At 48.8% G+C, this 10,946-nt stretch carries 11 protein-coding genes; 8 read left to right on the forward strand and 3 right to left on the reverse strand.

Annotation, left to right across the window (positions count from 1 at the left end; genetic code table 11):
* Positions 1–288: 288 nt before the first annotated feature.
* Complete coding sequence (gene msrA, locus HPT30_RS19515; RefSeq protein ID WP_175373004.1) at positions 289–1,275, reverse strand: peptide-methionine (S)-S-oxide reductase MsrA; 987 nt, start codon at positions 1,273–1,275, stop codon at positions 289–291.
* An 88-nt stretch (positions 1,276–1,363) separates the two neighbouring features.
* The gene (locus HPT30_RS19520; RefSeq protein ID WP_175373005.1) at positions 1,364–1,972 is read right to left on the reverse strand and encodes a TVP38/TMEM64 family protein; all 609 of its coding nucleotides are present in this window, start codon (positions 1,970–1,972) and stop codon (positions 1,364–1,366) included.
* 160 nt (positions 1,973–2,132) lie between these two features.
* On the opposite strand from HPT30_RS19520, the gene HPT30_RS19525 reads away from it, so the two are divergent.
* The 8 genes from HPT30_RS19525 to HPT30_RS19560 all read left to right on the forward strand — a co-directional run bounded on the left by HPT30_RS19525 (position 2,133) and on the right by HPT30_RS19560 (position 9,760).
* Positions 2,133–3,068: a Gfo/Idh/MocA family protein gene (locus tag HPT30_RS19525; RefSeq protein WP_175373006.1), complete on the forward strand. Its 936-nt coding sequence runs from the start codon at positions 2,133–2,135 to the stop codon at positions 3,066–3,068.
* Between the two features lie 27 nt (positions 3,069–3,095).
* Entirely contained in the window at positions 3,096–3,419 is a 324-nt protein-coding gene (gene yxiS / locus HPT30_RS19530; RefSeq protein ID WP_175373007.1) for a protein YxiS, read from the forward strand.
* Between the two features lie 125 nt (positions 3,420–3,544).
* Entirely contained in the window at positions 3,545–3,862 is a 318-nt protein-coding gene (locus HPT30_RS19535) for a winged helix-turn-helix transcriptional regulator (protein ID WP_175373008.1), read from the forward strand.
* A 329-nt stretch (positions 3,863–4,191) separates the two neighbouring features.
* Positions 4,192–4,917, forward strand: coding sequence for a hypothetical protein (locus HPT30_RS19540; protein ID WP_175373009.1), 726 nt, complete (start codon positions 4,192–4,194; stop codon positions 4,915–4,917).
* Between the two features lie 264 nt (positions 4,918–5,181).
* Entirely contained in the window at positions 5,182–5,883 is a 702-nt protein-coding gene (locus HPT30_RS19545) for a hypothetical protein (RefSeq protein WP_175373010.1), read from the forward strand.
* A 227-nt stretch (positions 5,884–6,110) separates the two neighbouring features.
* The gene (gene nirB / locus HPT30_RS19550) at positions 6,111–8,537 is read left to right on the forward strand and encodes a nitrite reductase large subunit NirB (protein ID WP_175373011.1); all 2,427 of its coding nucleotides are present in this window, start codon (positions 6,111–6,113) and stop codon (positions 8,535–8,537) included.
* A gap of 54 nt (positions 8,538–8,591) precedes the next feature.
* Complete coding sequence (gene nirD, locus HPT30_RS19555) at positions 8,592–8,912, forward strand: nitrite reductase small subunit NirD (protein WP_175373012.1); 321 nt, start codon at positions 8,592–8,594, stop codon at positions 8,910–8,912.
* A gap of 56 nt (positions 8,913–8,968) precedes the next feature.
* Positions 8,969–9,760, forward strand: a complete 792-nt coding sequence (locus HPT30_RS19560; protein WP_175373013.1) for a formate/nitrite transporter family protein — start codon at positions 8,969–8,971, stop codon at positions 9,758–9,760.
* Between the two features lie 371 nt (positions 9,761–10,131).
* Here HPT30_RS19560 and HPT30_RS19565 read toward each other — a convergent pair whose 3' ends face one another.
* On the reverse strand, positions 10,132–10,851 hold the full coding sequence (locus HPT30_RS19565) for a Crp/Fnr family transcriptional regulator (RefSeq protein WP_217622451.1): 720 nt from the start codon (positions 10,849–10,851) through the stop codon (positions 10,132–10,134).
* Between the last annotated feature and the right edge of the window lie 95 nt (positions 10,852–10,946).

The following is a 10,946-nucleotide window of genomic DNA, read 5'->3' on the forward strand; positions in this document are numbered from 1 at the left end:
ACGACCAATTCCATTAAAAGCTTACACTTCAAGATCCAAAAAAGCCGTCAAGTCTCACGTATTCCGTGAAGCTTGGCGGCTCTGTCTTTGGCTTTGATATTACTGTGAGGAGCACAATAGCAGGTCAGCTATTCGTATTTAACGGTGTTGTATAAACAGCGTAGTGGCTCCTGAACTTATATGTCGAAGTCTTTAGTTGCTGCTCATTATTCAAACGCACACACGTACTCAAGCTCGTACTCTAACGCGTGCTCGAACGCATGCTCTTACCAATACCATCCCCGCTAATTAAGCTTGCTGAAAAAGCACCCGGTACTCCCCGTATCCCTCTGCCTCAAGGTCTTCTTTGGGCACAAACCGCAGTGCAGCGGAGTTGATGCAGTAGCGCAGACCGTTAGGGCCGGGGCCGTCGTTAAATACATGGCCGAGGTGGGAGTCGGCTTCTTTACTGCGGACTTCCGTACGGACCATCAGGTGGCTGAGGTCGGTCTTTTCTTTGACGGAGTAATCGCGGATCGGACGGGTGAAGCTCGGCCAGCCACAGCCGGAGTCGTATTTGTCCTCAGAGCTGAACAGCGGCTCGCCGGATACGATATCTACATAAATGCCATCTCCGTGATGATCCCAGAATTCGTTGCGGAAAGGCGACTCTGTCGCATTATTCTGTGTCACTTCATATTGAAGTGGAGTCAGACGTTCTCTTAAGCTTTCCTTATCTTCCTTATGGGACCAGTGTTGTTCGATAAAAGCATCCCGGCCGGAGCCAGTGCGGTAGCGTTTGTAATGCCCCGGGTTCTTGTGGTGATAGCCTTGATGGTATTCTTCAGCCCGGTAGAACTTGGACGCTGGAAGTATAGGAGTAACGATGGGCTTGGAAAAGCGGCCGCTCTCCTGGAGCTCGGCTTTGGAAGCTTCAGCCTCAGCCCGTTGTTCCTCGGAATGGGTGAAGATCGCTGTGCCGTACGAAGTTCCACGGTCGTAGAACTGTCCGCCTTCATCGGTAGGGTCGATTTGTTGCCAGAACAGCTCTAACAGCTTGCGATATGGGAAAATATCCGGATTGAACGTAATTTGCACCGCTTCTACGTGGCCCGTGGTTTCGGAGCATACTTCTTCATAGGTAGGGTTCTCTGTATGGCCGCCGGTATAACCTGAGACTACGTCGATAATGCCCGGTAGCTCCTCAAAAGGGGATACCATGCACCAGAAGCATCCGCCTGCGAAGGTGGCTTGTTCCGTTTTGGATTCTATATGATTCTTATGAACTTCACTCATTAATATCCCTCCATTCGGATAATGCAATTAAATAGATCACAATTTAATTATAAAACAAATATGGGCCGCCTGCCAGCAGTTGCCTCCATTAAGCCCCATTTGGACGCGAGCGTAATGATAGCCCTGCCAGACCAATTACAGCCACATACAGCAGGACAGCGATAATGGCATTACTCGGATTGCTCAGCCCATTGCCGCCAAGATATGCGAACAGGGCGATCCCGGGGATTTTGCCTAAGCCCGATGCCAGTAGAAAGCTCCAGAAGGGCAGGCCTGCTGCTCCGGCATAAGCGTTGACTGCAGTCTGCGGGATGATTGGCAGCAGCCGGGCCAGTACGACAGAAGCAAAGGGACGGCGTTCCACAGTAGCTGTGAATTTTTCAAGCGCGGGAATAGAGGCCAGATAGGCTCGTGCTCTGCCCTGGAACCAGTACTTTACGCCAATGAACATCAAGGCTGCGGCCAGGTTAGTCGCTAACCAGCAGATCACCGCACCTGCAAGACTCCCATATACATAGCCGAATAATCCGATGACGGCCTTGTAGGGTACAACGGGAAATAAGGCGAGCACGGTGGCCATTCCCACCGACAGAACCGGGTTTTGAACATTGCGCATCCAGTCCAGGATGTCATTCCTGTACATAAAAGCTGCGCCTATACCCGCAATATACAACAGAATCGGCAACCATTTTCTCATCTTAATATGCCCTTTCCTCCATCTCTTCATCTCATCATACTGAAAAAAATGAAATTATTGAAGCAAAGGTCATTTGTCGGGTCATCAGTTCAAGGTATAATAGCTGGAAGAGTGTATACGTGATGAACATACAGACTTCAAGAGGGGGAGAGCTCACGACATGAAAGTTCCTGATCGAAAAAGAGTTGCACTGGTCGGCATCGGCGGTATTGCGCGTAAAGTATATCTGCCACTGCTGGCCAACCATCCACAGGTGGAGGTCGCGGGAGTGTTGAGCCGTTCCGCAACAACCGTGCAAGATACGCTAGAGACCTATCGTTTTCCTCAGGGCACGACCGATTTGAATGAATTATTGTCCTGGGATGTGGATGCCGTATTTGTACATAGCCCAACACCCTCCCATTATGATATCGTTATGAAATGTCTAGAACGCAGAGTCTCAGTCTATGTGGACAAGCCGCTCTCCTATAACTTGAAGGAATCGCAGGAAATGGCCTCTTTTGCTCAGGAGCAAGGGGTTCTGCTGGCTGTAGGGTTTAACCGCCGTTACGCTCCTTTGTATATGACAGCGAAGGCTTGGTTAGAGCAGGCGGGTGGCATCAGTCAATGTACTGCGGTTAAGCATCGAACAGAGCTTCAGTCTGGCAGTAGCCGGGAGACGGTATATGATGATCTGATTCATATGCTCGATTTGCTGCTATGGCTGTGCGGCAATGACTATGAGCTGTTACGATCCATGCTGCAAAGTAACAAAGAGGGACAATTGCTGCAATCCTCGGGTCTGCTGGGTTGGAGTAGCGGAGCGTCAGGGATGTTCAGTATGATCAGGGATGCCGGAACAGATCTGGAGAAGCTGGAGCTGCACGGAAACGGTAGATCAGCGGAGGTAGTGAACCTGGAGACAGCGGTACTCTATGAAAAGGGTGGCCTGCCGCGTAGTCAGGGCTTTGGAAGCTGGGACACGATACTCCAGAGAAGAGGCTTTAGCGGCGCTGTGGATGATTTTCTAAGCCATATTGACTCTCCAGAGCAATGCGGCATCGCGGCCGCAGCCGTATTGGCAAGCCATAAGCTGGCGGAAGAACTATCGGATTGAGGAGAACAGAAAGGGGCCATACATAAAATGGATGACCAGCGTAAACAAATGGAAGAACAGATTATTGAGAGTTACAAGCGTGATGAAGAAATGATGATTCTTGTCTTTGCCCAGTGGTGCGTAAATAATAAGCTGGATCCGCATGCCTTGTATTTGCAGGCTTACCCGCACCAGGAGAACAATGCAGCACTGCACCATGCCCTCTCCTTGACAGTACCTGAGGAAGAAGCCGGATTCATTTCCAATGATACGGTGCTCGGCTTGTTGTCGCTGTATGGCAATGATGATCTGGCCTTCGTAGTCACTGAAGCGATAGCGGAACGCGCTTCTTCACAGGGTGACGGAGAGTAGTAAGAAACGGCAATTATTATGTCAGTATTAACTTTTTTTTGGCAAACGATGTTCATCGGGGTTGAAGTGTGGTAAAATTTTATATACTAACTAATAGTAAGTTTTATTAGTGAGAGGTGAAAACAATGGAACAACATCAACTGACAATGTGTCCGAGATTTGAGACGGCTTTTTCTTTCCTTGGTAAGCGGTGGAATGGACTAATTATTCAAACGCTAATGAGCGGGCCGAAACGCTTCAAGGATATTTCCGGTCTGATCCCTTCGATGAGTGACAAGATGCTGTCGGAGCGGATGAAGGATCTGGAATGCGAAGGCATTCTGGTGCGCCATGTCTATCCAGAAACTCCGGTGCGGATTGAATATGAGTTGACGGACAAAGGACGGGCACTTGAGCCTGTCATGAAACAAATTTCTGTATGGGCCGAGAGCTGGGTTGAATAGCTTGCATCCGGTCAATGACTTGTAGATAGCCTCTTTCTCCTGTATTGGAGAGGGGCTTTTTTCAACCTTGGATAACCCAGCTATGGGTATTCCGGTCTGTACAACTATGAAATTACTTATTTACTTTAAATTGGACGGGGAATGGTTGCACAAAGTCGAGATTTGTGTAATATAATAGAAAAAAACATTGCCCATACTTTGTGGGATGATTTCCCAATCGCATGTTTTGTCCTGTTGTCCGGCCTAAGTGTTCTCTAGTCAGCCCGGGTACCACGTTGCTGCTTGAGATGCATGCTTTAGATTCAGCACAACTAACAGGAGGCGAGAAGATGAAGACTACCCTGTTTTCCCGGGAAATAACGTATGGAAAAAAGGATGTTGCCGAGCTGGAGGCTGCTTCGATTAAGGTGCAGCTTATTTATGACAAGACACTGTTTATGCTTCACAGCCATCTTCCTAAGTCCTTGTGGGATGCGTGGATCGGTGTGCCTTACAATATTATATCTTCCCTTTATAAGGGAGATAACGATGGTGGAACTGTTTTTCAGAAGTGGATTCAAGGTCCATCCGGCTTTAAATGTATCGGTTGTGAACGTCACTGTCTGGAATCTACGTCACCTCCCGCTGAGATTCGGCCGTCCGGCGTACAGCGGAAGTACAAATTCCACAATGGCATCAGACAAAGCATGGTACTTCAGGCTGTAATCTGGTCCATGTATGAGAATACGATATTGTTCGAACCATTTTTGGGCGGGGAGCCTTTTTTGACTGAAGAGGATCTGGATACGATCTCCTCATACTTCGTGCCAACCTATCTGAGCCAATTCCCTTTGCTTGAGCGCTCTAAGCCCTGTAAAGAGTATAAGGATCAGCATATTCGCGTGTACCAGGAGTGGATCTCAGCACCCGATGTGGTCCTGCAATGGGATGGCGGGCTGACGGAAGGCCGATGGATGACTGGTGTTTATATGGATCATGCCCGGTTTGCCGGACTCGGCCCTTATGTGAAGGATGCCAAAGGCAAGCGTACGTATATGCAGGCCTTTGTTCAATAGAAGGAATCAGGATTTACATGCTGTCTTATAGGCTGGAGGACGAGCCTAATGTCTCTAGGTGATATTCCCTAGTGTGAATAGAAAAAAAGTTTGCTTAGAGTCCCTTCGGGGACTCTTTTTTATCCTATCAATAGGAATAATCTCCTGATTTTGCATTGAGAACGTGGCTGGCTTCGGTTATCCTAAAATGAGACGAAATACGAAGTGACTACAGCCTGAGACACTAGTAGCGGATGTTGTCGGGAAGATAAGGCGGTGCTGGAAATGCCCATGGTAGGGTTGGGGCGTTTGTTGCTAGGATTGATTATTATTATGACCTTGGGGGGATGTTCCTCCGCTCTAGGTACCAAAGCAGACGTGGTTACAGGGCCTGAGGGGCCGACATTTTCCTTAATGGTGGGTGGCAAAGAACTGGCTGACAGCACAGAAAGACTATTAAGCGGCACTTATAGAAAAGGAATCACGATTCTTGAACTGCTGCAGGGCAGCGGTGTTGCTGTTTTTGCAGAAGACGGACAGAAGATTCTCGCTGTAAGCAATGTGTCCCTGGGGCCAGACATGGAATGGGAAGTACAGATGGACGGCAAGGTAATCAGTAATACGAATTGGAAGAGCAGTCCCGTTAATTCAAGCGCACGTATTGTGATTATGGCAAAGTCGGATGCCGGAGGCAAAGACCCGGATTCAGTCTTCCTATACGTGAACGGTGGAAGTGAGCAGGAGAACCTGACACATATATACGTAATGAGCTTTACAAGTGATCTCTCTGTGAGAAGCCTGCTGAAAAGCTGCGGAATGGTTCAATTGTCGGAGGACAACCAGAGAATACAGGCGGTGAAGGGACACGCACCACAGTCCAGTGAAATATGGAAATTGCGAGTGAATGGCAAAAAGCTGCTGGACAACGGGATGGACATGAAACTTCGGCCGATGGATGAGTTGGAGATTTCCTTAGGGTTGCGATAATAACAATACATAACGGCCAGATCACCTATTAGAAAAAGGGGGGTCTGGCTATTTCAGTTGCACGTGACAGAAGTTCTTTCTATGAATGAATAATTGTCAAATATATTGTGAAAGTATTCACAAATACTGTGACTGCAATCACAATCACGGTTCAAATTTGAAATGTATACTTTCAGTATATGGAAGTAACAAGAGAGCATGCAGAAGCATTGAGGAGGTACCTAACCATGACAGCAAGCAGAGAAAAGTTGGTATTAGTCGGCAACGGGATGGCTGGAATTGGCACTGTGGAGCAGATTTTAAAGCTTGGCGGCGCGTATGAGATTACCGTGATCGGGAGTGAACCTCACCCTAATTACAACCGTATCATGCTTTCTTATGTTCTGGAAGGCAGCAAGACTACCGAGGATATTATTCTAAATAATTGGAACTGGTATGAGGACAATGGGATTACGCTGCATACGGGAACAACAGCTACGCGCATCGATACAGCATCACGCCAGATCTACACGGACAGCGGTTTGGTAATTCCATACGACAAGGTGATCATTGCAACTGGATCGAATTCGTTCATTCTGCCGGTTCCGGGCAGCGACAAGGAGGGAGTAGTAGGCTTCCGCGATATTGCGGATTGTGAGGCTATGCTGGAGGCAGCCCGGCAGTACAGCAAAGCAGCTGTAATTGGCGGGGGACTACTCGGATTGGAAGCGGCCAAAGGGCTGGTAAACCTGGGTATGGATGTTACTGTCGTGCATTTGATGGAAGATTTGATGGAGCGCCAGCTGGACCGGAGCGCATCTTCAATGCTGCAAGCAGAACTGGAACGTCAAGGCGTGAAATTTGCGATGGGTATGCAGACGGTAGAGCTGACCGGGGAGCAGAGGGTAAGTGGGCTGCGCTTCAGCGATGGCAGTGAGCTGGCAGCTGATTTTGTCGTCATGGCTGTCGGGATTAAGCCGAATGTGCAATTGGCGAGAGACAGCGGGCTTGAAGTTAACCGCGGCATTGTTGTGAACGACTATCTTCAGACCTCCGCAGAGGGAGTCTATTCTGTGGGTGAGTGTACGGAGCACCGGGGCGTATGCTATGGTCTCGTCGCGCCGTTGTTTGAGCAGGGGATGGTGCTTGCGAAGCATTTGTGCGCTGTAGACACGAAGCCATATGAAGGTTCTGTCGTGTCGACCAAGCTGAAGATTTCCGGTGTCGATGTATTTTCTGCTGGCGAATTCATAGATACCCCCGAACATACAGTGATCTCTGCCAAAGATGAATGGAAACGAACCTACAAGAAGATTTTGCTGAGAAATAATATTATCGTCGGTGCTGTTTTGTTCGGAGATGTGACAGAATCGGCCAACTTACAGAAGCTTGTGAAGCAAGGCGCGAAGATGACGGATGATATCTATGCCGAGGTTATGGGAACCGGCTGCTGCGGAAATGGGGAGGCCAAAAAGGGCTTGATTGTGGAGTCCATGGCCGATGAAGAGATCGTCTGCGGCTGCAACGGTGTGACGAAGAAAGCAATTGTAGATGCCGTAACCGAGAACGGATTCACGACGGTTGAGGAGATCAAGGCCTGCACAGGTGCAACCCGTTCGTGTGGCGGCTGCAAGCCAGTGGTTGAGCAGATTTTGCAATTTGTACTTGGTGACAGTTTTCAGCAAAGTTCCAAGCAGGGCATTTGCACCTGTACTTCCCTGAGCCGCGATGAGATCGTGGCCGAGATTCACGCCAAAGGTCTAAAGACCAGCAAAGAGGTCATGCATGTGCTGGGCTGGGCCCAGGAGGAGGGGTGCTCCAAGTGCCGTCCTGCTATTAATTATTATTTGGGAATGACATATCCTGACACCTATGAGGATGAGAAGGAATCGCGTTTCGTCAATGAAAGAATGGGAGCCAACATCCAGAAGGATGGCACCTATACTGTAATTCCCCGGATGTACGGCGGGGTGACCACGCCGGAGGATTTGAAAAAAATCGCTGACGTTTCCCTCAAGTACGACGTTAAAGTGGTCAAAGTCACCGGTGGACAGCGTCTCGATCTGATTGGTGTGAAGAAGGAGGATCTGCCCAAGGTATGGGAAGAGCTGGATATGCCGTCCGGCTATGGTTATGCCAAGTCGCTGCGCACCGTCAAGACTTGTGTGGGATCACAGTTCTGCCGCTTTGGCACCCAGGATTCCATGGGTATGGGGGCTTTGATGGAACGCAAGTACGAACGACTGGACTTCCCGGCGAAATTTAAAATGGCGGTCAACGGCTGTCCACGCAATTGTGCGGAATCCTGCACTAAGGATATCGGCATCGTCGGCAATGATGGCGGCTGGGAGGTCTTTATCGGGGGCAACGGCGGGATTAAGCCGCGGATTGCAGACTCCTTCTGCAAGGTCAAGACCGATGAGGAATTAATAGAAGTTTGCTCAGCCGTGATGCAGTATTACCGGGAGACTGGCAACTATTTGGAGAGAACCTCCGAGTGGGTGGAACGGATGGGACTTGCCAACATTCAGACCGTTATTCTGAACGATGAAAGCAATCGTAAGGAACTGGCGGCACGAATAGATTTTGCCCTGGCCCAGGTTAGCGATCCTTGGAAAAAAATGCTGAACGACGACAGCACCCGTTCGGCTCTGTTCGAGACCGCAAAGGTCTAGCCGTGCGCAAGCTGGCTGGAATGAGGAATGAATAATCTTAAAGGAGCGAGAACGATGGAAATGACGAAGCAGGAATATGCGATCGGTGAAGTGCAGGATTTTCTGCCCCAAATCGGTCGGGTAGTGAAAGCGGGACAGACTGAGCTGGCTGTTTTCCGCACCTCTGACGGGACTTTTTATGCTGTGGAGAATCAGAGCCCTCATCCGAAGGGTGGACCGCTGGCAGAAGGAATCGTATCTGGCTATTACCTGTATGATCCACTGTACGATTGGAAGATTGATCTGCGCTCCGGCGAGGTTCAGGCTCCAGATCAGGGCAGAGTGGCGACCTATTCCGTTCAGACCGAAGACAATAAGGTGAAGGTCCGCGTGTAGCCTGATCGATTAAGCTTGATAAGCATGGTGAATCAGAAACACCAGGGGGAATGGGTATGTTTGCACAAAGTGTGGAGAATATCGTTGAAGCAGCTGTTTATAAACGCGATAAAATGAATGAAAGTCTGCCCAAATACTTTCTGGCAGCGCTGCTGGCAGGGGCTTATGTCGGGATCGGCATTATCCTAATCTTTTCTCTTGGAGCGCCACTGGCAGCACTCAAGTCGCCATTCCAATCGCTGATTATGGGAGCTTCCTTCGGGATCGCATTGACCCTTGTTGTCTTTGCGGGCTCGGAGCTGTTTACCGGCAATAATATGTTTTTTACGGCAAGCACGCTTGCAGGCAGAACTAGCATTGGGGATACCCTGAAGAACTGGGTGATCGTTTTTCTCGGCAATCTGGCAGGCGCTGTGGTTCTTGCCCTTCTGATTCAAGGGACGGGACTGTTCAAGGCGGCTCCGGCTGAACATCTGATTTTTACGGCTGCTGCCAAAAAAATGAGCCTGCCGTTCTCAGAGCTGTTCTTCCGCGGCATTCTTTGTAACTGGCTAGTCTGTCTGGCCCTATGGATGTCCTCGCGGGCTAAGAGTGAGACAGCCAAGCTGGTGCTGATCTGGTGGTGTCTGTTCGCGTTCATCGCCAGCGGCTATGAGCACAGTGTAGCGAATATGACGCTGCTGAGCGTAGCGCTGCTGCTTCCAGGTCATCCCGAAACGATCTCGCTGGCAGGCTGGCTGCACAACATGATTCCGGTAACGCTCGGTAATATTATTGGCGGCGGCGTCTTTGTCGGTATGGCCTATTGGCTGATTTCACCTCTGCGCGGCGCGGGTAAGAAAATCTAGAGGCAAAGCTAAAGAGTATATTAGAGGTAAAAGCTAGAGCTAGAGATAAAACAAAAGCAAACGCAACATCAAACGTAGAGTTAAAGGGCGTCTTTTGCTGAGCACAATGCTACTCAACAAAGTTACACTTTTTAAACCAGGATGTCTCCAGCAGGTCGGGGACTTCCTGGTTTTTACATTTGGAGAACTGTACATGTCCTTATGGTCCTTCTAAAAGCTCCTTATTTGGCCTATGTCATCATCGTGGATCTCCAGTCCAGCCGTAAAAAAAGACGCCCCGCAAGGCGTCTTGACCACTCTATTAAGTTCCGTGAAATTTATTGGGTCAGATATGATTCAATGAGGTGAATAGAGGGTATAAGTTTAGGGCGTTAGATTCGGCAAATTTCTCCCGGGCACATTTCGCAATGGCAAATTTCCTGAAGCATACCCAGATCCTTGATGACGATCATGCCATTCTCATATTCCACAGCGTCTTTCTTCCGCAGATCGCTCAGCATCCGGTTCACGCTCTCACGGGTGGCACCGATCATATTAGACAGGTCTGTGTGTGTGATTTTTTTGTTAATCAGAATATTCTCGCCGCTCTTCTCGCCATAGGTGTTGCCCAGACGGATCAATGTAGAGCAGAGTGCACCCGGTTTACCATACATCATTAGATCCCGGAATTTAGTCTGTGTCAGACGATGATGAATCCCCATCCATTTCATGAAGTCAATGGCAAAGTCGCAGTGCTGGCAGATGAGAATCTCCAGATCCTTGTGCTCTATGACGCCAACTTCGCTGTCTTCAATGACCTCGGCTGTAAAGCTGTGCTTCGTGCTGAAGAAAGGATCCGCTTGACCGACCATATCGCCTGCTTGGTACATATAGAGAATGAGTTCTTTACCTTCATCTGTAGATTTGGTTAATTTCACACGTCCACGTTTAATGTAAAATAGTTTATCCGAATAGTCACCTTCCCAGAAAAGGTGTGATCCTTCAGGGACTGTACGTTCTTTCATTGTAACGAGAAGTCTGTTGAAGTTCTGCTCGGAGAAACATTTCGTATTGCCATGGGCTTCGATAGCATTGTGGTATTCCTTGATCATAATCGACATCCCCTTTATTCCCTCAGTTTTTCAGTAAATTTTAAATTAATTATACCTTGAAATTGGCCAGATATGGGTAAAAAAAAGCCCTTAAA

This window comes from Paenibacillus agri, assembly GCF_013359945.1.
Classification (GTDB): Bacteria; Bacillota; Bacilli; order Paenibacillales; family Paenibacillaceae; genus Paenibacillus_AQ; species Paenibacillus_AQ agri.